Here is a 21,002-nt window from a genome sequence, read left to right as displayed (position 1 = left end):
AGGTGCGATAGAATTAGGCCGAACTGAGCCCAATAGAGCGTTCTGGGGGAGTGGCTATGTCCGTTCGGAGCGCGATCGCGCGCCTGCTGGTGCTGGTTCTGGCGGTAGCGGTAGGCGTTGCTGGCTGCACCAACAGCGCAGTCGGGTTGAGCGGTGACTACCGCGAAGACACGCTCAAGGTGGTGGATGCGCTCGAGCGCGCCATCGATACGCCCGACTCCGACCCGCAAAAGGAAGCGCTCCAAGAACGGGCGCGCCAGCAGATCGACGAATACATCGCCCTGTACCGGCGCGACGAAGATGTCTCCGGCCTGCGCTCGTTTACCACCATGCGCACGGCGCTCAATACGCTAGCCGGCCACTACAGCGGCAAAACCCAACGGCCCGTCCCCGATGAGGTCAAAGAGCGCCTCAAGCGCAAATTCGCCCAAGTCCGAAGTGCCCTGCAGCGCAATAGCTGAGCGCTGGCGTTCCGGCGGGAACTGCTCGCTACAATCAAAGCGGTAGCGCACGAGGCTCAACCGACCCTATGATTCCCACCGTCATCGAAACCTCCGGCCGCGGCGAGCGCGCCTTTGATATTTACTCGCGCCTGCTGCGCGAGCGCATCATTTTCCTCGGCCAGCAGGTTGACGACGAAATTGCCAACGTCATCGTCGCGCAGATGCTGTATCTGGAGGCCGAGGACCCCGAGCAAGATATTTATCTCTACATCAACTCGCCGGGGGGATCGGTCACGGCGGGGCTGGGCATCTTCGACACCATGAACCAAATTCGGCCGGATGTCTCTACCATTTGCTTGGGCCTGGCGGCCAGCATGGGGGCTTTTTTGCTCGGAACCGGGGCCCCGGGCAAGCGCATGAGCTTGCCCCACTCGCGCATCATGATCCACCAGCCGTTGGGCGGCGCTCAGGGCCAAGCCGTCGACATTGACATCCAAGCCAAAGAGATCCTGTACCTCAAGCGCCAGCTCAACCAGCAACTCGCCCAACGGACCGGGCAATCGTTAGAGCGCATCCAGCAAGACACCGAGCGCGACTTCTTCATGTCGCCGGAAGAAGCGCGCGCGTACGGGCTGATTGATCGCACCATCGAGCGGCGTCCCTCGGCTAGCAACCCGCCGGCCGGCGTCGCTGCTGGCTAGTTTGCTCCCTCTTCAGGGGACGGTTGTGCCTCGAGGTAGCGCAAAAACGCCGTCAGTTCGCTCTCGCTGAGCAATTGGCGCGATCGCTTGCCGTAGGTGTTGAGCAGGTAATCGCGCCCTCGCTCTCGCGTCCAGCCCAGGCGTTTGAGTTCCACATCCGTCCGGGCGATCAGATCGGAAAAATCGATGGACTCGGACTCGGCACCATCGGCGGCCGGGGCCGCTGCCTCGCTCGCAGGCGCCTCGGCCTCTAGCGGTGGGGCCTCCTGGGGGGCAGATGGGGCAGGCGCTTCGGGGGTTGCCACGCTCGCATGGCCGTTGCTACCAGCTTCGGCCTCGAGCGACGCGTTCGGGACGGGCGCTTCCAGCGACGGCGGATCGGGCGGGCTGGGGGGATCGGTTGCAGCCGGTGGGGCAGGCTCGGGGGTGCTGGGGCTTGCTGCCGATACCGCATCAGGGGCTCGATCCGCCGCCTCTGCCTTACTCTCAAGGGCGAGGGCAGCCAGCGCGCGGCGGCGCGCTTCGTCCTCGGCTTGCTCGATCGTCTCGGCCCCAGCTAGCCCGGTCGCGAGCGTGGTATCGCCGTCGCGAACGCTCGCCCGCACCAAATACCGGCCGCGGTCGATGGCGATCAGCTCGCTCGTCAGCCCGCCTTGCGGATAGGCCGTTCGAAACTGGCGGTACATGGAGCAAGCAGCTGGAGCGCTTGCCATCCCACAGCGAAACTTGAATAATGGAGGTAAATAGTTACTTATAGCGTAACGCATCCGCGGCTGGCCGGTTGCAGCGATCACAGGACGCGCCTGCAATCGGGACGAGCAGTGGCCGTTGCAGTGCCGAGCGGCTGCCTCCGGATGCTACGGTTGCCGCCAGCCGCGCCTTAAACGATTGCCGGGCGGGAATGGCACAGGGTTGCCCCTGGCAACCCCCAACCGCCCGCTCCCCCTCGCTTCACACGGGTACATCAAGGTCTAGCTGCATGGAATTTTCGATCGCGACGTTGCTCTCCCAGCTGAGCGAAAGCAAACTCGTTGCACCCAAGGTTCTGGAGAAAAAGCTCGAGTGCCAGGACGAGGAGAGCCTGCAAAAGCTCCACATCGCGCTCGATGCCCTCGAGCGGACCGGCACGATCGCCAAAGAGCGCGGCAAGTACCGGCGCGTGCCGCAACCCGATGCAATCGAGGCCAAGCTGCGCTGCTCCAGCAAAGGCTTTTGCTTTGCCATTCCAGAACATGATGAGAGTGCCGACGATATCTACATCCGCGAGAGCCAGCTCGGCAGCGCTTGGAACGGCGATCGGGCGCTGGTCAAAGTGGTCAAAGAAGCAACCCGCCGCCGCTCGCCGGAAGGCTCGGTTCAGCTCGTACTCGAGCGGGCCAACCCGTCGCTGTTGGCTTGGATCCAGCGCTCGGAGTCGGGCTTTAGGGCCGTCCCGCTCGACGATCGCTTGCTGTTTGAGCTCGAGCTCGAGGCGGGCGATGTCGACTTGGAAGCTTCGCTCGAGCACTTGGCCCATGTGGAGGTGCTGCGCTATCCGCTGGGGCAGACTCCGCCGCTCGGGCGCGTCACGCGCGTGTTGGGCGACAGTCCCGAATCCGCCGCCGACACCGATCTGGTCTGCTGCAAGTACAACTTGCCCCGCCAGTTCCCCAGCGCCGTCGCTGAGGCAGCCCAATCGCTGAGCGAGGGGCTCGATCGGCCCGAGATCAAAAAGCGCAAGGACCTGCGCCAGCAGCTGACGCTGGCGCTGGAGGAAGCGCCCCGTTCGGCAGAGACCCCCTTCATTGAGAACGCCTTCACCCTAGAGACCGCGCCAACCGGCGACTGGCAGCTGGGCATCCACATGGCGGATGTGGCCCACTACGTCCCCGACGATGGGCCCATTGATCGCGAGGCCCGCAAGCGCGGTACGGCTGCCGATCTGGGGGAGTTGGTCCTGCCCATGCTCCCTGAGGCCGTGCTGCAGCAGAGCTCGCTGCAGCCCGAGACCGATCGGCTGGCGGTAAGCGCTTTGCTAACGCTGAATGAGACCGGCCGGCTCGTGTCGTTCGAGCTCGCGCCCAGCGTGGTGCGCGTCGACCGCCAGCTCAGCTTTGCCCAGGCGCAATCCCTGCTAGGGCAGGGCGAGTCAGGCAACGCCGATCGAGCGGCGGCGATCCAGATGCTGGATCGGCTCTTTTTTACGGTATCGCCGCTGGTCAAAGCCCAGCGGCTCCAGCGCGGCGGTTTCGAGCTGGAGCTAGGCGACGATCGCTCGCTGTTTAAAGATGAGGGGCGCCTGGGCGCGATCGCCACCTCGAGCGCCCTACCCGTGCGCGCGCTGCTGCGGGAGGTGGTGGTGCTAGCGGGGCGCGCTGTTGCCGCGCACTTGCAAGCGCTGTCGCTGCCTGGCGTCTACCGGGCCCAGTCCGCGCCGCCCCCCGGCGAGCTCAACGACCTCATCCGGCTGGGCAACAACCTGGGGCTGGCGTTGAGCCTCTCGGACCCAGAAACCGTGCAGCCCAAGGACTACCAGGCCTTTACCCACCAATTCAGCCAGTCGCCCTCGCCCCAAGTCCTGGCGCACCTGCTGCGCTCGACGCTCAAGCCCGTGCGCGCGAGCGCAACGCCCGAGTTTTACTTTGGCCTCGCCGAGGACGAGGGCTACGCCCCTTGCACGGCCCCTGGCAAGCGCTACGGCGATTTGCTGGTCCAGCGCGCGCTCAAAACCCTGTTCGAGTTCGGCCGCGATCGCCGCCACCGCCGCGCCAAAGAAGGCTACGACCTGGGCAAAAGCGCCAATCACGACAGCATCAACTGGAACGTGCTCCCCGCGCGCGTGCACTCGGATCTGGAAGCGCGCCTCCACGGCGCGATCGGCCCAATCGGCGAGCGCGAGCGCACGATTGCCGACGCCGAAGCCGACCTGGTGGGCCTGCAAAAAGCTGCCCAGATGAAAGCGCGCACGGGCGAGGTCTTTGTCGGTCCCATCACCGGCGTCCAGTCCTACGGCTTCTTTGTCGAGATCGAGGCGCTGCTGGTCGAGGGACTGGTCCATGTCAGCTCACTCAAAGATGACTGGTACGAATACCGCGCCCGGCATGCCTGCCTCGTCGGGCGCAAAACCCGCACCACCTACAAGCTGGGGGCTCGGGTCCAGGTGCAGGTCAAAAGCGTGGATTACTACCGCCAGCAAATCGATCTGATCGCGGTGGGTGGTGCCGAGGCCACCGATGCCGAGGCATCCGAGCGCGATGGCGCCCAGGCAAGCGTGCAGGCCAGCGAGGCATGAGCGCGCTGATCGTTGGCGTGAGCGGCGCCTCGGGTCCCATTTATGCCGAGCGCGCCCTCAAGTTCCTACTCCAGGCAGACTACACCATCGAACTGGTGGCCTCCCAGTCCAGCTTTATGGTGTGGGAGGCCGAGCGCGGCCTGCGCCTGCCAGCCGACCCGGAACGGCAGGCCGCATTCTGGCGCCAGCAGGCGGGAGTCGAGCGCGCAGGGACCCTGCACTGCCACCGCTGGAGCGATGTAGGGGCCGCCATCGCCAGCGGCTCCTTTCGGACCCTGGGCATGCTGGTCATTCCCTGCAGCATGAGCGCTATCGGCAAAATCGCAGCCGGGTTTAGCTCCGATTTGCTCGAGCGTGCCGCCGAAGTCCAGCTCAAAGAAGGGCGCCCGCTCGCGCTGGTGCCGCGCGAGACACCGCTGAGCGCGATTCACCTGCGCAACTTGACGGCGCTGGCGGAAGTGGGGGCTGCCATCGTTCCCGCCATGCCGGGCTGGTACCACCAACCGCAAACGATTGAAGACTTGGTCGATTTTGTCGTCGCGCGGGCCCTGGATCGCTTTGGCATCGACTGCGTCCCCCTCCAGCGCTGGCAGGGACACTAAGATTGAGGCAACGTTGCGGTAGCGGGTGGAGGGAGCGCTATCACCATGCGGCTTTGGAAACCGATCCTGACGGTGGCACTCGGCCTGGCAGCGGGCATTTTTTTCATCCAGAACCGCTCGCCCGAGCTGCCGCTGGTGTTGGGGCGCGGCGAGAGCGGGCTCCAGACCCAGCCCCTGCCGGCTAGCGCCTGGCTGCTGCTGGCGGCGGTCGCTGGCTTTGTGACTGGCATCCTGCTGCAGCTGCTCTATGCCATCCCGCGCCCGCAGTCGCGCAGTAGGGCCTCCAGGCAACCCCAACCCGCCTCGCCCGAAGCTGGCCGCCCTGCGCGAGAACCGGCGGCGAGCGAGCCCCAAGCGGGCGCACCAGCAGCCGAGGCTGCTAGCTCGAGCGAGTGGGGCAACACCGAAACGCGAGACAGCAGCGAGGATTGGGACATCGAGACCCCGCCCGAGCGCCCATCGAGCTCTCAAAGCGCCCCACCGGCCCAGGCGGATGAGCCTACCCCTGGCGAGCCCGAGACCTCGGCGTCCCGCGATCGCGTCTTCGATGCCAACTACCGCGTCATTCGGCCGCCGCTCTGGAGCCAACCGCCGGCCGAGTCCGAGGACGACGACACCAGCGAAGCGTCCAACCGCCGTTAGGGGAATGGCCATGCGCGAGTCCCTACAAGGTACGGACGTGTTTTTGATCGGCATGATGGGGGCGGGCAAAACGAGCGTCGGGCAGGCGCTCGCCCGCCAGCTGCACTACCGCTTTTTCGATACGGACGTTTTGGTCTCGCGCTCGGCCGGCAAATCCATCCCCCAGATTTTTGCCGATGAGGGCGAGGCTGGCTTTCGCGATTGGGAAATGCGCGTGCTGCAGGAACTGGCTGCCGAGACCCGCAGCGCGATCGCTACAGGCGGCGGCATCGTCCTGCGGCGCCAAAACTGGGGGTACCTGCAGCAGGGCGTGGTCGTGTGGTTGGATGCGCCAGTCGAGCTCATTGCTGAGCGCTTGGCGGGCGATACCACCCGGCCGCTGTTGCAGGCCCCCAACCCCGTCGAGCGCTTGGCCTCGCTATTGGAAGAGCGCCGTCCGCTCTACCAGCAAGCCGATTTGCGCGTTGCCATCGAGCCGGATTGCTCCCCCGATGGCATCGCCACCCAGGCCATCGAGCGCATGGCCAGCGTCCTCAAGCCGTAAGGGCACGGAGCGCCGGCTCGCCTTTGCTAGGCTAAACCCCAGTCGCGGGCCGATTCCCTATGGTGGGCGAGCGCGAATACATCGGCGAGGCCGAGGCAACGCGGGTGCGCGTGCTGAGCGAGGCGTTGCCCTACATCCAGCAGTTTGCCGGGCGGATGATCGTCATCAAGTACGGGGGCGCCGCCATGCAGGAGGAAGCCCTCAAAGCGCGCGTCATCCGAGACATCGTCTTTTTGGCTTGCGTGGGGGCCCGCCCGGTCGTGGTTCACGGCGGCGGCCCCGAGGTCAACGCTTGGCTAGGACAGCTGGGCATCGAGCCGCAGTTTAAAAACGGCCTGCGCGTCACCGATGCCAGCACCATGGCGGTCGTCGAGATGGTGCTGGTGGGCCGGGTCAACAAGGAGCTGGTGGCAGCCATTAACAGTGCCGGCGGTTCGGCGGTGGGCCTTTGTGGCAAAGACGGTCACTCCATTGGCGCACGTCCCCAGCAGCAGCCAGACATTGGCTTTGTGGGCGAGGTCAGCCACATCAATACAGCGCTGGTGGAGTCGCTAGTGGGCAGCGGCTACGTACCGGTCATCTCCAGCGTTGCTGCCGATGCGGACGGACAGGCCTACAACATCAACGCCGATACGGTGGCCGGGGAGTTGGCAGCGGCGCTGAGCGCCGAGAAGCTCATTTTGCTAACCGATACGCCCGGTATCCTGACCGATCCCAGCGATCCGGCCACGCTCGTGCCCAAACTCGACATCCACAAGGCCCGCACCCTGATCGAGCAGGGGACGGTTGCCGGCGGCATGGTCCCCAAGGTGCAGTGCTGCGTGCGATCGCTGGCTCAGGGGGTGCGCGCTGCCCACATCATCGACGGCCGCATCCCACACGCCTTGCTGCTGGAGATTTTTACCGACGAGGGCATCGGTTCCATGCTGGTGGCCTCGCAGCAGCACGACCCGATGGCACCAGCCGGCACAACGACCGAATGAGACAGGCGAGCGCGACGCCATGGCGCCCCAGGAGCTCGACTTCCAACAAGCGTTCCAAGCGGGCCAGACGGCCTTCGAACGAGGCAACTATCGCGCCAGCGTGGACTGCTTGGAGGCGGCCAGCCAGCTCACGCGCCGCCACTCGCGCGCGGGCGGCGAAGCCCGGCTGTGGTTGGCAGCCGCCTACCAGGCAGCTGGCCAAACGCAAGCAGCGCTCGATCTGTGCCGCGCCCTGCAGCAGCATCCCAGTCCCAACGTTCGCAAGCAGGGCAAAGACATGCGCTACATCCTGGAAGCCCCTTCCCTGCAGCGGCCTGCCCGCTGGATGACCTCAATGCCGGATTTTTCGGCCCTCGCCGATAGCGAGCCGCGCGATCGGCGCGGTGGCAGCAGCCGCCTGCGGCGCCAGCGCGCCCGAGGCACCCGGTCCGAGCCTGAATCCCTCGATTGGAGCGAGGTCAATACGCAAGACAACCGCTTTACTGGGGCTGCCCTGGTGTTGAGCGTGCTGGGTTTGATGGGATTATTGTGGTGGTCTTGAGCGAGGCAAGCTGGTGAGCGTCTCCATCTCCCATGGCAACCGTCCCCAGCGCGCCGTGCTGCTGCTGGTCCTGCTGAGTGCCCTATTGCTATCGGGCTGCGCGCGCTATGAGCTGGGCCTGCAGTTTCAGGGTCCGCACCGCGGGACCTTGGTGCAGCACGTCCGCCTGGGCGAGCAATTGGCGCAGCTGAGCCCCGAGCGAGCGCAGCAGTGGTTGCGCAGCATCGAGCGGCGGGCCCGGCGCTTGGGCGGTCGGGCCCAACGCCGCTCCCAGCGCGAAGTGCGCGCGATCATTCCCTTTGCCAGCGCTCCAGAGCTGGTGCGCCAATTCGAGCGCTTTTACCATCCCGCCTGGGGCGACCCCAATCGCCAGGCTCCGGAAGCGCCGCAGCTGGATGCGAGCATCGAGCTGCAGCAAAGCAACCTGCTGCTGCTGCAGCGCAATCGCCTGCAGCTAAACCTCGACCTGCGCGCGCTCGAGATGCCGCTCCGCGAGGGGGCAGCAGACCCGAGCGCCCGCGGGTGGGACGGTTTGACCGTTCGGTTGCGTACGCCCTGGGGCGCCAGCCATTCCGCCGGTGGCGGGAAGCTAGCGCCCGAGCGCGAGGCCGACGGGACGTTGGTCTGGCAGCTGCAACCTGGCCAGCGCAACGCCATCGCCGCCACGTTCTGGCTCCCGGAGCCACTGGGCATTGGTGCTGTCGCGATCGCGCTGCTGGCGGCAGTTGGGTTCTACCTCAAGTACCGCTACTGGCCCGGCTCGCCGGCGGCTGGCGCGAGCGACTCGAGGGCAAGCTCGGGCGGATAGGGAAAGGCCAGCCGCTGGTGGTAGTGCCAGAACGTCAGCACCAACCGCCCCCAAGGTTCGCCGCCGGCATAGGCCGTCAAATAAAACGTGCGTCCCTCGCAGTCGGTGGCGTCGCGCTCTTGAGACTCGGGAAAGCGACCGGGGAAAACCTCGTCAAACTGCAAGCCCAGTTCGCGAGCTGCTCTCAGAAACGGGCGGCCCACGGCTTTAGCGGCATTGTCGTAGGCTGGGTTGGGAATGGCTTGCCGGTAGCAGCTCTCATCGAAGCCGGCTTGCTGCAAAAAGGCAAAAAAGTCCTGCAGCAGCGGCAGCTCCGAGCTGTTGACAAACGCCTGCCAGCCTTGGTGCAAGCTGGCCTGTAGGGTTTGCTGCACTGGCTGGTATTGCTCGGAAACGGGCGGGCGCGCTGGCGAAACCATCGATTGCCTCAGCTCGTTCGTAACTACCTTACTGTTGTAGCGGCTGGGAGCAGCGCGCGTCAGTCGCACTGGCAGGGGGGCAGGATGCCATGTTTTGGTACTGCGGGCAGCTGCAGTCAGGCAACACGCTGGCGCTGGCTGGCGACGATCCGGGGCTGCTGTACGGAGCCACGCTGTTTAGCACCGTCCGCGTTTACCGGCAGTCGCTGGGCCATCCGCTCACTGCCTGGGCGGCTCACTGCGAGCGCTTGGCTCGCGGGGTCGATGCGCTGGCGTGGCAGCCGCCCGATTGGCAGCGCCTGCAGGCTGGGGCTCAAGCGCTGAGCGAGCGCTACTCGGTGTTGCGGGTGGTGCTGTTTCCGGACGGGCGGGAGTGGATCGCGGGGCGCTCCCTGCCAGGCGATCTGGCCCAGTGCCAACAGCAAGGCATTGCCGCTTGGGTGGCCCAGCGCGGCTGCGCGCGGGCGCTGCCCCAGCTCAAAACCGGGAACTACCTGCCGGCTTGGTGGGCCCGCACCCAGGCGCAAAAGCGCGGCGCCCAAGAAGCCATCCTGGTCGATGGTGAGGGCAATTGGCTGGAGACCAGCACGGGGAACTTGTGGGGCTGGCAGGACGGCTGCTGGTGGACGCCAGCCGATGCGGGCTCCTTGCTGCCGGGCGTGGCGCGATCGCAGCTTTGGACGTGGTTGCAGCAGCAGCAGTGGTCGGTCGGCCAGTGCCAGTGGGATGGCGCCTTTATTGAGGGCTTGCAAGCACTGGCCCACACCAACAGCGTGGTGGAAGTGGTCCCCATTCGCGCAGTTGAGGGGAGCGAGCGGCAGCTGAGCTTTGACCCCCAGCACCCAGCGCTCGCGCCCCTCAGGCAATATTTCAGCCATTCTGAGCGAGCGCGTTAATATAAGTTAATAAGCCATCTTGGCAGCTGCCCGCCGGCCGTTGCCCCATCCCACCGAGTGCAATCGCGGGCTCGATAGCATGCTGAGATAGGGCCAAGCAAGGGAGGTTTTTCTGTGAATAACAATAAAAAGTGGCGCAACGCGGGCTTATACGCGCTGCTGGTGATCGTGGTTGTGGCGCTGGCAACAGCGTTTTTTGACGATCGCGGCTCGCAACAGCAAATCAGCTGGAAGTACAGCACCTTCGTCGACAAGGTAGAGAGCGGTCAGGTGGAGAAAGTCACCCTGAGCGCCGATCGCTCCCAAGCGAGCGTCGTCCGCCAAGACGGACAGCAAGTGCAGGTCAACCTGCCCGAGGATCCGCAGCTGATGGATCTGCTCTCGCAGAACAATGTCGACATTTCAGTCGAGCAGCAGGAAGGCGAAGGCGGCCTGTTCCGCGTGCTGAGCAGCCTGGTATTCCCAATCTTGCTGTTGGTGGGGCTGTTTTTCTTGCTGCGGCGCGCCCAAGGCGGCCCGGGCTCGCAAGCCATGAACTTTGGCAAATCGAAAGCCAAAGTCCAAATGGAGCCCCAAACCAACGTCACCTTCGGCGATGTTGCGGGCATCGAGCAAGCCAAGTTGGAACTCAACGAAGTCGTTGACTTTCTCAAAAGCCCCGAGCGCTTTACCAGCGTCGGGGCCAAAATTCCCAAAGGCGCGCTGCTGGTGGGGCCGCCCGGAACTGGCAAAACGCTGCTGGCCCGCGCTGTCGCCGGCGAAGCTGGCGTGCCGTTTTTCAACATCTCGGGCTCGGAGTTTGTCGAGATGTTTGTGGGCGTGGGCGCCTCGCGCGTGCGCGATCTGTTCGAGCAAGCCAAGCAAAACGCCCCTTGCATCGTCTTCATCGACGAGATTGACGCTGTCGGCCGCCAGCGCGGGGCCGGCCTTGGTGGGGGCAATGACGAGCGCGAGCAGACGCTCAACCAACTGCTGACCGAGATGGACGGGTTTGAAGAAAACACCGGCATCATCATCCTGGCCGCCACCAACCGCGCCGACGTCCTGGACCAAGCCCTACTGCGCCCCGGCCGCTTCGACCGGCAGATTGCCATCAGCAGTCCTGACTACGCCGGCCGGCTGGAGATCCTCAACGTCCACGCGCGCGGTAAGACCCTATCCCAAGACGTCAACTTGGAAAAAATCGCCCGCCGCACGCCGGGCTTTACCGGCGCCGATTTGGCCAATCTGCTCAACGAAGCGGCCATCCTCGCAGCGCGCCGCAACCTCACCGAGGTCTCCATGGACGAGATCAACGATGCCATCGATCGCGTCCTGGCCGGTCCCGAGAAAAAAGACCGCGTCATGAGCGAAAAGCGCAAGTCGCTCGTGGCGTACCACGAAGCCGGTCACGCCCTGGTGGGCGCGCTCATGCCCGACTACGACCCGGTGCAGAAAATCAGCATCATCCCGCGCGGCGGGGCTGGCGGCATGACGTGGTTTACCCCCAGCGAAGAGCGGTTGGATACTGGCCTGTATTCGCGGGCCTACCTGCAGAACCAATTAACGGTTGCCTTGGGCGGCCGCGTGGCCGAAGAAATCGTCTTTGGCGATGAGGAAGTCACCACCGGTGCCGCCAACGACTTGCAGCAGGTCGCGCGCATTGCCCGCCAGATGGTAACCCGCTTGGGGATGAGCGATCGCCTCGGCCCGGTTGCCCTAGGGCGCCAGCAAGGCAACCCGTTCATGGGGCGCGAGATCGCCTCCGAGCGGGATTTCTCCGACGAGACGGCAACCACCATCGACGAGGAAATCAATCAGCTCGTGGAGCACGCCTACAGCCGCTGCAAGGATGTGCTGGTCAACAACCGCCACATCCTCGACGAGCTCGCCAACTCGCTGATCGAAAAAGAAACGGTTGATGCGGAAGAGCTGCAGCAGCTGCTGACCGACAACGAGGTCAAAATGGCCCCTGTCGCCTAGCGAATCGCGCCCAAACGCCAACGAGGGGAGCGCCGCGGCGCTCCCCTCGTTGTTATTCGCAGCCGGCGCGATCGCGGCTAGCCGCGGGTGCGATTGATGTGTTCCATTACGCGTTCCTTGCGCCCGCGGCTGTCGCTCGTGCGGCTGCCAGGAGCGGTATTGGTCGTGCGCTCGACGTGTTCCAAGATCCGGCGCTTGCGCTCTTCGGTATTTGCCATAGGGGATCGCTTGAGTGACCGTTTCCAAGGTAACCGAGAGCGCGCCACCAGCGGCTTGCGCTCACTGAAATAGCTGCGGATAGATCTGGCGCCAGGCCAGTACGCTCAATACTGCCGTCCAGAGCAACAGCCATCCCAGCGACAGTCCCCACCAACCGGGCACGCCCAGCGGCCAGCGCAGCAAGTCCACCAGTGCCGACAGCGGCAGAACGGCAGCCATTTGCCCCAAAGCAGCGGGCAGCGTCTCGCGCGGGAAGTAGGTGCCGCAGAAGGTAAACATGGGCACGACAAACGTAAAGACCGGAATGTTGATCTGATCCACCGTTCGCACGGTCCCAGCCGTCAGCAAACCGGCTGCGGCAAACAGCAGGCTGCCCAGCCCCATTGTCGGTAGCGACAGCACCAGCTCGCCCAGCGAGTACAATCCCCAAGCCGCAGCCAGCAAACCGGTCAGCACGCCGGCCAAAATGCCTTTGCTGGTGGCCCAGAGCAAGTCCCCCAAAAACACTTCCGTAAAGGTCAGCGGCGAGGTGAGCAGCGCGCGCCAGGTTTTTTGAAAGCTCAGGCGAATGAAACTGCCGTAGGCCCCTTCAAAAAACGACTGGAACAGCACGGCAACGGCCATCATGCCGGGCGCCAGAAAAGTCAGGTAGCTGACCGTACGAGCTTGGTAGGTGACCTCACCCACCAGCGGGCTCAAACCGTAGCCGAACGCCACCAAATAAATCAGCGGTTCCGAGAGCGGCGGCAGGCTGTTGATCAGCCACGTTTTTTGATACACCCGCGCGTGGCGCCGCCAAACGGCGTACACGCCCCAGGCGGTCACGGGATTGCTCTGCATGCGATCTAATCCAGCTGCGTTCCAGTCAAGCGCAGGAAAACATCTTCTAGGTTGGCCCGGCGGCGCTGCGGGCGCGCGCCCTCAATGGCATTGAGCGAGCGCCAAAACGCCTCGGGCTGGGTGGCGCTCCCCCCTAGCAAGTAACCGTTACCAAAGGGCCGGTACCAGCTGCCGTACTGGCGGGCGAGCGGCTGCAGCTCGGCTTCGCTGACCCCCGCCACCTCAATGACCTGTTCCCCCACCGTGCGTTCGATCAGCGCCTCGGGCGGGCCGCTATCAATAACCTGACCCTGCTGCAGTAGCAATAGCCGATCGCACAGCCGCTGCGCTTCTTCCATGTAGTGCGTGGTCAGCACAATGCCGCAGCCGCTCTGCTGGAGCTGGGCAATGGCGCGCCAAAAGTCCTGGCGCGCATCCGGATCGAGCCCGGTGGTGGGCTCATCCAAAAACACGATGCGCGGGCGGTTGATGAGCGCGCGCGCCAGCACCAACCGCCGCTTTAGCCCGCCCGAGAGTTCGTCGATCCGGTACTGGCTGTAGGCCTGCAAGCCCACTTGGGCGAGCAGCTCGCCCGCACGGTGCTGCGCGGCCCGACCGGTAATGCGGTAGTAGTGGGCGAAGTAGGCCAGGTTCTCAAAAACATTAAAGTCGGGATCGAGGTTGTCCTCTTGGGTAACGATCCCCATTAAAAAGCGCGCCTGCCGTCCCTGGCGGCGCACCTCGTAGCGATCGACGCGGACGAATCCCCGGCTGGGGATTACCGAGCCGTAGAGCATGCCCACTGTGGTGGTTTTGCCCGCGCCGTTGGCGCCCAAAAGCCCCAGGACTTCGCCGGCGCCCAGCTCAAAACCGATCCCCCGAACGACCGCGCGATCGCCGTAAAACTTCCACAGATCGTGGGCTGCTAGCGGTACCGTATCCCGCTCGGTCCGCGGCGGTGCGGCCTTCATGCCGGATGGCCCCGTCTCATCCAGCCCCCATGCTAGGCAATGGGACTGCCAGCCCGCAGGCGGCGCTAAGATTGCCGTGGCGTGCGGCGCGAGCCGCACGGGCAGCCAACCCAAGGCGCGCCTTTCCAAAGCGCACTCATGCGGGGGCAACGCATTCCGCCCAGCGTTTCGCCTGGCGATGTGGCCTGGCCGTTTTGGCCGGCGGTGCCGCTCTATCCCTACGGCAAGCGGCAAACGCTGCGCCGCGAAATCGTTAGCGAGACCATCTGGAGCTTCGAGCAGCTGCAGGGCATTTTCTACGTTGTCGTGCCCATCCGCATGACGGTGGTCCGGTTGGCGGCAGGGGGATTGCTGGTTTATGCCCCCGTTGCGCCCACCCGCGAGTGCGTGCGCTTGATGCGCGAGCTGGAAGCTGTCCACGGCGAGGTCCGCTACATCATCCTGCCCACGAGCTCAGGGGTAGAACACAAGGTTTTTGTCGGCCCGTTTGCGCGCCGCTTTCCCCGGGCGCAGGTATTGGTGGCGCCGGATCAGTGGAGCTTTCCGCTCGACCTGCCGCTGAGTTGGCTGGGCCTGCCCGGCAAGCGGACGCAGCTGCTGCCGCAAGCGAGCAGCCAAGCCCCCTTTGCCGACGAATTCGACTGCGCCCTGCTGGGCCCGATCTCGCTGGGCATCGGGCCGTTTGAGGAAGTCGCGCTGTTCCATCGGCCGTCGCGGACCCTGCTGCTGACCGATACCCTCCTCTCGGTCCCGAGCGAACCGCCGGCCGTGGTGCAGCTGAATCCCGATCCGCTGATGTTCCACGCCCGCGACGATGCCTTTGACGCGGTTGCTGAGGGACCCGAGAGCCGCCGCAAGGGATGGCAGCGCATCGTGCTGTTTGCCCTCTACTTTCGGCCCAGCCCAGCCGAGGTCGTCCCGCTGGGCCAGGCGTTGAGCCAGGCCTTGCGCGCCCCGGATCGCTCCAAAAAGACCTACTTTGGGATCCTGCCGTGGCGCTGGAACGAGACTTGGCAGCAGTCGTTTCGGGCCCTGCAGCGAGGCGGCGCTCCCCTTGTGGCCCCCATCCTGCAAACGCTGGTGCTCAACCGCGCCCCAGCCGAGACCATTGCCTGGGCCGATCGCGTGGCCAGCTGGCCCTTCGAGCGCATCGTGCCCTGTCACTTCCAGGCTCCCATTGAGGCCACACCGTCCCAATTCCGGCAAGCCTTCGGGTTTCTGGAGCGCGAGCCAGCTTTTGGGGCCGATCCCACCGGCACCGAGAGCCAACCCCTACCGGAGGCCGATTTGGCCGTGCTCCAATCGCTTGAAGCCAGCCTAATGCGGCGCGGGCTGCTGCCACCGCGCCGGGAGAAAGTCTAGGCGAGCGCCGACAGCAGCGAGCGCTGCTTGAGCTCCACCTCGGCCAGCTCGCGCTCGGGGTCCGAGCCGGCCACAATGCCGGCACCGGCATGCAGGCGTGCCCGATGGCCCGCGATCGCGGCCGAGCGAATGCCGACAACCAGCTCGCCGTTGCCGCGGCCGTCGACCCACCCCAGTGGGGCTGCGTAGAGGCCGCGATCGCCGCTCTCAAAACGGTGCAGGCGCTCGCAAGCGGCCTGGGTGGGCGTTCCCGCTACAGCCGGGGTGGGATGCAAGCGGGCCGCAATATCGAGCGGATCGAGGTTGGGGCCCAACCGGGCCTGAACGGGCGTCCAAAGGTGTTGGATTTGAGACAGCTGCCGCAGCTGCAGCGGCGATCGCAGCGGTTTCAGTCCCAGCGCGCGCAGCTGCTGGATCAAGGCATCGCTCACGGCCCGGTGCTCGCGCTGCTCCTTGGCGCTCGCACGCAACTGGGCGGCCCGCTCGGCATCCTCGCCGCCATCGCGGCCGCGCGGGGCCGAGCCGGCCAGCGCATCGGCGGTCAGCCACCCATCGTGGAGGCTCAGCAACCGCTCGGGACTGGCGCCCACAAACGACTCGCCCTGGCTGTTGCGGGTGGCAAAGACATAGCAGTCGGGATGGCGCTGCCGCAAGCGCTCCAGAGCGGCGACCGGCTCGAGCGCGACCGGCGAGCTCACCTCCAAGGCGTGGGCAAGGACGATCTTGCGCAGCTTGCCGCTGCGGATGGCGGCCAGCGCGCGCGATACGGCGCCTTTATAGGCAGCCGGCGATTGCGGGATGGCCTGCAACCGGCACTCGGCAAGGGGCGGATCGGGGAAGCTGTGCGGCGCTTGGCAAACGGCCTGCCATTGCGCCGCTAGCAAAGCGCCGATGCGATCCAGGTCGCTGTGGGGGCCAATGCTGGCATTGGCCACGAGCGTACAGCCCTGGGGCCGGCAAACAAGCTGAATGGCGGGCAGCAAGACAGTGGCTGGCGGGAACGCGCGGGGGCCGCGGCCCCGGGCAAAGAAGGTAAAGCTGCAGGCAAAGTAGGGGCCAGCCCCAGCAGCTGGCTGCTCGCCGGCTCGAAGCAGGCGGTCGGTGCAGCGCCGGACGAAAGCGCGAGCGCGCGCAAAGCGGTGGCCCGGCCCGGCTGCCAGCGACCGGGCAGCCCCCCCGGCCGCCAGGGCTTCGCCCCGGCTGCGGTTTTGCCAAAAAAACGTGGGCCCCGCCGCGCGCGCGAGGGTTCGGTAAGCAGCCAGCGGGTCGCGGGGCTCGACAGTCTGGGCGAAGCTCAGGATGCGCTCGGCATTTTGACTTTTGGCGATCGCCTGCGCGCAGCGCAGCGATCGCTCGAGATCGCACTCGAGGGAAAGGCTATGGGGAGAGTGCAGCAGACCGGGCATGGCACCAGCCGTCGTAAATTTTTTTATAATCGCATCCGCTCGAGCGGCGTCAGAATGGTAGGTCTAGAAGGGTGCTCTAAACGAGCAGCAGCGCGATTCGCTCGAGCCGTTTTTTCCCCCAAGCGACAGGTTGCTAGCTAGCTTCGCGTAGCAATAATTGTAGCGAATGGCGGGGAACCGTGCGGGGCTTGGGTTCCGCTCGGGCATTGCCATCGCAACGAGCAGTAGCGGCCAAAAGGCTGCAGTTGATGGCACTCAAACGGCGGACCGATCGGATCGATTTTAGTGTTTGGTGGGCGGCGATCAAGCCGCCAATTTATAGTGTTGCTATCGTTCCCATTACGGTCGGCAGTGCTATCGCATTCGCCGAGACGAATGCCTTTAATTTTAGGGTTTTTGCCACCTTTTTAGCCGCCGCCGTTTTGATTGTTGCGTGGCTCAATCTCAGCAACGATGTTTTTGACGCCGAAACGGGGGTCGATCGCAACAAAAAGACCTCAGTCGTCAACATCACGGGCCGCAAATCGGTGGTGTTCTGGGTGAGTCAAGCTTGCCTGATCCTCGCCCTGCTGGGACTGGCCGCGATCGCGTGGTGGTTGCGCGATCTCACCGTTTTGGGCCTGGTCTTGCTGGCTTGCAGCTTGGGCTACAGCTACCAGGGGCCGCCGTTTCGGCTGGGCTATCGGGGTTGGGGCGAGCCCATTTGCTTTGTCTGCTTTGGCCCCATCGCGATTGCGGCGGCTTACTACGCCCAAGCGCAGGCCTTCTCGAGCGCTGCCTGGGCTGCCTCAACCGTCATCGGCCTAACCACAACCATCATTCTGTTCTGCTCGCACTTTCACCAAGTTGAGGACGATCAGCGCGCGGGCAAGCGATCGCCCATCGTGCGCTTGGGGACCGCCCGGGGCGCGCAGGTCCTGGGTGGGCTGACGGCTGGGGTTTTTGCTTTGGTTGCAGTCTTTGTGGCGGTGGGGCTCTTTCCGCCGTCGGCCCTGCTTGCGGGAGGCAGCCTGCCGTTTGCCGCCGGCTTGGTGCGTTACGTCCGGCGCTACCACCACCGACCCGAGCGTGTGCGCAGCTGCAAGTTCATTGCCGTCAAGTTCCATTTCTGGAGCGGCATGCTGCTGAGCTTGGGCTTTGCCGGATTGGTCTGGGCGTGATGGCCTACCGCTTGCACGTTCGACCCTACCGGCACCCCCTGCAGCAACCGCTGGCCACCGCGCGGGGCAGCTGGTCCGTGCGCGAAGGCATCTGGGTGCAGCTGAGCGACGGGGCGGAACGGGTAGGATGGGGCGAGATTGCTCCGCTGCCGCGCTTTGGCTCCGAGACCCAGGCCCAGGCGCTGGTATTTTGCCGGCAGGCCGAGCCTGCCATCACCGAGGCTGCGATCACGGCCATCCCGGATGCGTTGCCGGCCTGCCAGTTTGGGTTTGAATCGGCCCTGACGGCGCTGCAATCGCCCGAGCGCGGGTTGCCCGCGCTGCGCTACAGCTACCTGCTGCCCAGCGGCGCTGCAGCCTTGCAGGCCTGGCCGGCTGCCTGGGCAAGCGGCGCGCGCACGTTCAAGGTCAAAATCGGCACGCAGCCGCTGCCGGTGGAGCTGGCGCAGTTCGAGCGGCTGAGCCAAGCCCTACCGGCAACGGCGCGGCTGCGGCTCGATGCCAACGGCAGCCTCACGCCCGAGACTGCCCGGCAGTGGCTGGCAGCTGCCGATCGCGCCGGGATTGTGGAGTTTTTGGAGCAGCCGCTGCCACCCGAGCGCTGGCCGGATCTCCAAGCCCTGCAGGGAGAGTTTGCCACCGCCGTGGCGCTGGATGAGTCGGCTGCCACGCTGGCGCGCTTGGCCGCTTGCCACCGCGCCGGCTGGCGCGGTCCCATGGCCGTTAAGGTGGCCGTTGCCGGCTCGCCGGCGCGCCTGCGCCGGTTTTGCCGGGCCCACGCCATTGATGCCGTGCCCAGCTCGGCCCTAGAGACGGCCACCGGCCGGCAGGCAGCCCTGCGGGTAGCGGCCCAAATTGCCAGCGCCGACCGTGCCGTGGGCTTTGGTGTGGAACCATGGCTGAGCGAAGCAGCACGCTCGTGACGGCATCCCCCGGGGCCTGCTTGCAGCGGCAGCGCCATCGCCAATGGCTGAGCGGTTGCGATGGCGCCACCTTCGAGGCGCTGGTCGAGCGCTACGGCGCGGCCTTGGCGCAGCTACCTGCCCGCCCGGCTCGGGTGTTGCTGCTGGAGCCGCGGCCGTACCGGTTTCTGGCTGCCTTGTTGGCGGCCGTGGCGGCCGACTGCCACGTGTTTTTGGGCAACCCCTGTTGGGGCCAGCGCGAGCGAGCCCAGGTGGGCCGCTGGGTGCAGCCCGATTTGACCTTGGGCGCGCTGCCGCTGGCGCCCCGCACCGGCGGCGAGCCCCGGCCCGCCATTGCCGCGCGCGCGGCGCGAGTTGCCATCCCCACCGGCGGCAGCTCGGGGGCGCTCCGCTTTGCCCTGCACAGTTGGGAGACGCTCATGGCGGCCGCGGCTGGATTCGCCCGCTATTGGGGAGGTGTCCCCGCCCACACCCTAGACGTCCTGCCGCTATACCACGTCAGCGGCCTGATGCCCTTCCTGCGGGCGCTGGTCACGGGCGGGCAGTTCGCAGCGATGCCGTTTAAGGCCCTAACGCCCCAGCGGCGGGCTGCGATCGCCCCCGAGGGTCAGTTCCTGTCGCTAGTGCCACTGCAGCTACAGCGGCTGCTGGAGGCGGGCGCTGGCACCTGGCTGGCCCGCTTTCGTGCCGTGCTGTTGGGGGGAGCGCCGGCCTCGGCCGAGCTTTTGGCTGCCGCTCGGGCACAGCGCATCCCGCTGGCCCCCAGCTACGGCATGACCGAGACGGCGGCGCAAGTGGCAGCGCTCGCGCCGGCGGCGTTTGGGGCGGGCTGCAACAGCAGCGGTGGGGCCTTGCCCCACGCGCGCATTACCGTGCGCGATGGTAGCGGTGCGGTGCTGCCACCCGGCCGAACCGGCACGATCGCCATCCGCGCTAGCTCGCTCTACCTGGGCTATTACGGCGAGTCCGGTTCCCCACCCGACCCGTTTCTGAGCGACGACCGGGGCTATTTGGATGCCGCTGGCCGGCTGCATTGGGTGGGCCGCCGCAGCCAGACCATCCTTACCGGCGGCGAGAGCGTGGCCCCCGAGGAGGTGGAAGCTGCGCTCCTCGAAACTGGGCTCGTCAGCGAAGCTTGCGTGGTGGGCCTGCCCGACCCGGTGTGGGGCCAGGCCGTGGCCGCCGCCTACATACCGCGCTCGCCCCAGGTCACCACCGAGCGGTTGCGCGCGGCCATCGCCCGCGGGCTCAGCGCCTGCAAGCGGCCCAAAACCTGGCTCGCGCTCGAGCGCCTGCCCCGCACTGATCGCGGCAAGCGCGATCGCACCCGCATCGCCCAGCTGCTCGAGCGGGGGCGCTCTTAAGCCGCTTGCAGCCACTGCCAGAGGGCGACTGGCAAGGGGATGCGCTGCCGCTGCTGGGGCTGGATGCAGGCGTGGCGGGTGGTGGCCTCAGCCAGTTTGGGGCCAGTCGGCTCCTGGCCGGTGAGCTCATAGGCCACCGCAAACTCGCTATCGCCCAGCGGCTGCGGCGCCAGGGCAATAGCCAATTGATCGCCGCAGCTGAGGGGCCGGTAAAAATCGGCATGGGCATGCACGATGGGCAGCGCGATCGTGCCCTCGCGAATCCAGCTGGCTAGCGGGACCCCGGCTGCCTCCAGCGAGGCCTCGTACGCTTCGTGGCACATCGATAAGACGCGCGCGAAGTAGACCACCCCCGCTGCATCCGTATCGGCCAGGCGGACCGTGCGCTCGTAGCGAAAGCCCATCGCCGACCGCTACCCCAGCTTGAGGTGAATGGATTTGGTCTCGAGGTATTCTGCCAGGCCAGGCTGGCCCATTTCGCGGCCCAAGCCGCTTTGCTTGTAACCGCCGTAAGGGAGCGTGGGCTCCAGACCGGAGCTGTGGTAGGTGTTGACCCAAATCGTGCCGGCCTGGATGCCTTTGGCCATGCGGAAGGCTGTATCCAGGTGCTTGGTCCAAACGGCGGCGGTCAGGCCGTAGGTGGTGTTGTTGGCGAGCGCGAGCGCTTCAGCCTCGTCGCGGAAAGTCAGCACCGATAGCACGGGGCCAAAGATTTCCTCCTGCGCGATCGCCATATCGGGGCTGACTGCATCGAAAATCGTGGGCTTGGCAAACAGGCCGCGCTCGTAGCCCGCAACGGCCTCGTACCCGCTGCCGCCGGCAATCAGGGCGCCGCCTTCGCGCTCGCCGGCCTGGATGTAGCGCTGCACGCGCTCGAACTGCTGCTCGTTGATGAGCGGTCCCATGGTGGTGCCGGCCGCCATGGGATCGCCGAACTGGATGTTGCGCGTGGCCTCGATCAGCCGC

At 65.8% G+C, this 21,002-nt stretch carries 22 protein-coding genes; 15 read left to right on the top strand and 7 right to left on the bottom strand.

Going from position 1 to position 21,002, the window contains the following annotated elements; all coding sequences use genetic code 11:
* The first annotated feature begins 56 nt into the window (after window positions 1-56).
* Together psb27 and clpP are read left to right on the top strand one after the other, a co-directional pair.
* Entirely contained in the window at window positions 57-461 is a 405-nt protein-coding gene (gene psb27 / locus BRC58_09250; GenBank protein ID PSP16415.1) for a photosystem II protein Psb27, read from the top strand.
* Window positions 462-529: 68 nt separating this feature from the next.
* Window positions 530-1,144 (top strand): ATP-dependent Clp endopeptidase, proteolytic subunit ClpP, encoded by a 615-nt coding sequence (gene clpP / locus BRC58_09245; protein ID PSP16414.1) that lies wholly within the window; start codon window positions 530-532, stop codon window positions 1,142-1,144.
* Here the strand turns inward: clpP and BRC58_09240 are convergent.
* The gene (locus tag BRC58_09240) at window positions 1,141-1,830 is read right to left on the bottom strand and encodes a hypothetical protein (protein ID PSP16413.1); all 690 of its coding nucleotides are present in this window, start codon (window positions 1,828-1,830) and stop codon (window positions 1,141-1,143) included. The genes clpP and BRC58_09240 overlap by 4 nt on opposite strands.
* A gap of 293 nt (window positions 1,831-2,123) precedes the next feature.
* Between BRC58_09240 and BRC58_09235 the strand changes: the two genes are divergently transcribed.
* From BRC58_09235 to BRC58_09205, 7 genes are read left to right on the top strand one after another with little or no spacing between them, the layout of a single operon-like run.
* On the top strand, window positions 2,124-4,415 hold the full coding sequence (locus BRC58_09235; GenBank protein ID PSP16412.1) for an iron ABC transporter substrate-binding protein: 2,292 nt from the start codon (window positions 2,124-2,126) through the stop codon (window positions 4,413-4,415).
* Window positions 4,412-5,017, top strand: a complete 606-nt coding sequence (locus BRC58_09230; protein ID PSP16411.1) for an aromatic acid decarboxylase — start codon at window positions 4,412-4,414, stop codon at window positions 5,015-5,017. The genes BRC58_09235 and BRC58_09230 overlap by 4 nt, the downstream gene beginning before the upstream one ends.
* Before the next feature lie 45 nt (window positions 5,018-5,062).
* On the top strand, window positions 5,063-5,659 hold the full coding sequence (locus BRC58_09225; GenBank protein PSP16410.1) for a hypothetical protein: 597 nt from the start codon (window positions 5,063-5,065) through the stop codon (window positions 5,657-5,659).
* A gap of 4 nt (window positions 5,660-5,663) precedes the next feature.
* The gene (locus BRC58_09220; protein PSP16409.1) at window positions 5,664-6,203 is read left to right on the top strand and encodes a shikimate kinase; all 540 of its coding nucleotides are present in this window, start codon (window positions 5,664-5,666) and stop codon (window positions 6,201-6,203) included.
* 59 nt (window positions 6,204-6,262) lie between these two features.
* On the top strand, window positions 6,263-7,186 hold the full coding sequence (gene argB / locus BRC58_09215) for an acetylglutamate kinase (protein ID PSP16408.1): 924 nt from the start codon (window positions 6,263-6,265) through the stop codon (window positions 7,184-7,186).
* Window positions 7,187-7,205: 19 nt separating this feature from the next.
* Window positions 7,206-7,727 carry a hypothetical protein gene (locus tag BRC58_09210; GenBank protein PSP16407.1) on the top strand — a complete coding sequence of 174 codons (522 nt, stop codon included), beginning with the start codon at window positions 7,206-7,208 and terminating at the stop codon, window positions 7,725-7,727.
* A 10-nt stretch (window positions 7,728-7,737) separates the two neighbouring features.
* Entirely contained in the window at window positions 7,738-8,535 is a 798-nt protein-coding gene (locus tag BRC58_09205; GenBank protein ID PSP16406.1) for a DUF3153 domain-containing protein, read from the top strand.
* Here the strand turns inward: BRC58_09205 and BRC58_09200 are convergent.
* Complete coding sequence (locus BRC58_09200; protein ID PSP16405.1) at window positions 8,475-8,954, bottom strand: hypothetical protein; 480 nt, start codon at window positions 8,952-8,954, stop codon at window positions 8,475-8,477. The two genes, BRC58_09205 and BRC58_09200, sit on opposite strands and share 61 nt — an antisense overlap.
* Window positions 8,955-9,043: 89 nt before the next feature.
* Here BRC58_09200 and BRC58_09195 point away from each other — a divergent pair, with 89 nt between their 5' ends.
* Window positions 9,044-9,850 (top strand): 4-amino-4-deoxychorismate lyase, encoded by an 807-nt coding sequence (locus BRC58_09195; GenBank protein ID PSP16404.1) that lies wholly within the window; start codon window positions 9,044-9,046, stop codon window positions 9,848-9,850.
* Between the two features lie 114 nt (window positions 9,851-9,964).
* Complete coding sequence (locus BRC58_09190; GenBank protein ID PSP16403.1) at window positions 9,965-11,812, top strand: cell division protein FtsH; 1,848 nt, start codon at window positions 9,965-9,967, stop codon at window positions 11,810-11,812.
* A gap of 279 nt (window positions 11,813-12,091) precedes the next feature.
* Here the strand turns inward: BRC58_09190 and BRC58_09185 are convergent, their stop codons facing one another.
* The gene (locus BRC58_09185; GenBank protein ID PSP16402.1) at window positions 12,092-12,871 is read right to left on the bottom strand and encodes an ABC transporter; all 780 of its coding nucleotides are present in this window, start codon (window positions 12,869-12,871) and stop codon (window positions 12,092-12,094) included.
* Window positions 12,872-12,876: 5 nt separating this feature from the next.
* Window positions 12,877-13,821 (bottom strand): multidrug ABC transporter ATP-binding protein, encoded by a 945-nt coding sequence (locus tag BRC58_09180; protein ID PSP16401.1) that lies wholly within the window; start codon window positions 13,819-13,821, stop codon window positions 12,877-12,879.
* A 138-nt stretch (window positions 13,822-13,959) separates the two neighbouring features.
* Between BRC58_09180 and BRC58_09175 the strand changes: the two genes are divergently transcribed.
* On the top strand, window positions 13,960-15,183 hold the full coding sequence (locus BRC58_09175; protein ID PSP16443.1) for a hypothetical protein: 1,224 nt from the start codon (window positions 13,960-13,962) through the stop codon (window positions 15,181-15,183).
* Here BRC58_09175 and BRC58_09170 read toward each other — a convergent pair.
* Window positions 15,180-16,589, bottom strand: coding sequence for an isochorismate synthase (locus tag BRC58_09170; protein PSP16400.1), 1,410 nt, complete (start codon window positions 16,587-16,589; stop codon window positions 15,180-15,182). The two genes, BRC58_09175 and BRC58_09170, sit on opposite strands and share 4 nt — an antisense overlap.
* Before the next feature lie 248 nt (window positions 16,590-16,837).
* Here BRC58_09170 and BRC58_09165 point away from each other — a divergent pair, with 248 nt between their 5' ends.
* The 3 genes from BRC58_09165 to BRC58_09155 are packed head-to-tail and all read left to right on the top strand — an operon-like array spanning window position 16,838 to window position 20,036.
* Window positions 16,838-17,749 carry a 2-carboxy-1,4-naphthoquinone phytyltransferase gene (locus BRC58_09165; protein PSP16399.1) on the top strand — a complete coding sequence of 304 codons (912 nt, stop codon included), beginning with the start codon at window positions 16,838-16,840 and terminating at the stop codon, window positions 17,747-17,749.
* Window positions 17,749-18,672, top strand: coding sequence for an o-succinylbenzoate synthase (locus BRC58_09160; protein PSP16442.1), 924 nt, complete (start codon window positions 17,749-17,751; stop codon window positions 18,670-18,672). The genes BRC58_09165 and BRC58_09160 overlap by 1 nt, the downstream gene beginning before the upstream one ends.
* Entirely contained in the window at window positions 18,645-20,036 is a 1,392-nt protein-coding gene (locus tag BRC58_09155) for a 2-succinylbenzoate-CoA ligase (GenBank protein ID PSP16398.1), read from the top strand. The genes BRC58_09160 and BRC58_09155 overlap by 28 nt, the downstream gene beginning before the upstream one ends.
* Here BRC58_09155 and BRC58_09150 read toward each other — a convergent pair.
* Entirely contained in the window at window positions 20,033-20,440 is a 408-nt protein-coding gene (locus tag BRC58_09150) for a 1,4-dihydroxy-2-naphthoyl-CoA hydrolase (protein ID PSP16397.1), read from the bottom strand. The two genes, BRC58_09155 and BRC58_09150, sit on opposite strands and share 4 nt — an antisense overlap.
* A gap of 9 nt (window positions 20,441-20,449) precedes the next feature.
* Window positions 20,450-21,002 (bottom strand): hypothetical protein (locus tag BRC58_09145; GenBank protein ID PSP16441.1); only part of this gene is annotated, 553 nt, incomplete at its 5' end.

The organism is Cyanobacteria bacterium QS_8_64_29 (genome assembly GCA_003022125.1).
Lineage (GTDB): Bacteria > Cyanobacteriota > Cyanobacteriia > Cyanobacteriales > Rubidibacteraceae > QS-8-64-29.
Note: the sequence above shows the minus strand (reverse complement) of the source record. Positions and strands in the feature narration are given on the sequence as shown.

Bases quoted from the DNA above. Each gene is read 5' to 3' on its own strand.
- psb27 (PSP16415.1), top strand. From the start codon at position 57: ATGTCCGTTCGGAGCGCGATCGCGCGCCTGCTGGTGCTGGTTCTGGCG.
- clpP (PSP16414.1), top strand. From the start codon at position 530: ATGATTCCCACCGTCATCGAAACCTCCGGCCGCGGCGAGCGCGCCTTT.
- BRC58_09240 (PSP16413.1), bottom strand. From the start codon at position 1,830: ATGTACCGCCAGTTTCGAACGGCCTATCCGCAAGGCGGGCTGACGAGC.
- BRC58_09235 (PSP16412.1), top strand. From the start codon at position 2,124: ATGGAATTTTCGATCGCGACGTTGCTCTCCCAGCTGAGCGAAAGCAAA.
- BRC58_09230 (PSP16411.1), top strand. From the start codon at position 4,412: ATGAGCGCGCTGATCGTTGGCGTGAGCGGCGCCTCGGGTCCCATTTAT.
- BRC58_09225 (PSP16410.1), top strand. From the start codon at position 5,063: ATGCGGCTTTGGAAACCGATCCTGACGGTGGCACTCGGCCTGGCAGCG.
- BRC58_09220 (PSP16409.1), top strand. From the start codon at position 5,664: ATGGCCATGCGCGAGTCCCTACAAGGTACGGACGTGTTTTTGATCGGC.
- argB (PSP16408.1), top strand. From the start codon at position 6,263: ATGGTGGGCGAGCGCGAATACATCGGCGAGGCCGAGGCAACGCGGGTG.
- BRC58_09210 (PSP16407.1), top strand. From the start codon at position 7,206: ATGGCGCCCCAGGAGCTCGACTTCCAACAAGCGTTCCAAGCGGGCCAG.
- BRC58_09200 (PSP16405.1), bottom strand. From the start codon at position 8,954: ATGGTTTCGCCAGCGCGCCCGCCCGTTTCCGAGCAATACCAGCCAGTG.
- BRC58_09195 (PSP16404.1), top strand. From the start codon at position 9,044: ATGTTTTGGTACTGCGGGCAGCTGCAGTCAGGCAACACGCTGGCGCTG.
- BRC58_09185 (PSP16402.1), bottom strand. From the start codon at position 12,871: ATGCAGAGCAATCCCGTGACCGCCTGGGGCGTGTACGCCGTTTGGCGG.
- BRC58_09180 (PSP16401.1), bottom strand. From the start codon at position 13,821: ATGAAGGCCGCACCGCCGCGGACCGAGCGGGATACGGTACCGCTAGCA.
- BRC58_09175 (PSP16443.1), top strand. From the start codon at position 13,960: ATGCGGGGGCAACGCATTCCGCCCAGCGTTTCGCCTGGCGATGTGGCC.
- BRC58_09170 (PSP16400.1), bottom strand. From the start codon at position 16,589: ATGCCCGGTCTGCTGCACTCTCCCCATAGCCTTTCCCTCGAGTGCGAT.
- BRC58_09165 (PSP16399.1), top strand. From the start codon at position 16,838: ATGGCACTCAAACGGCGGACCGATCGGATCGATTTTAGTGTTTGGTGG.
- BRC58_09160 (PSP16442.1), top strand. From the start codon at position 17,749: ATGGCCTACCGCTTGCACGTTCGACCCTACCGGCACCCCCTGCAGCAA.
- BRC58_09155 (PSP16398.1), top strand. From the start codon at position 18,645: ATGGCTGAGCGAAGCAGCACGCTCGTGACGGCATCCCCCGGGGCCTGC.
- BRC58_09150 (PSP16397.1), bottom strand. From the start codon at position 20,440: ATGGGCTTTCGCTACGAGCGCACGGTCCGCCTGGCCGATACGGATGCA.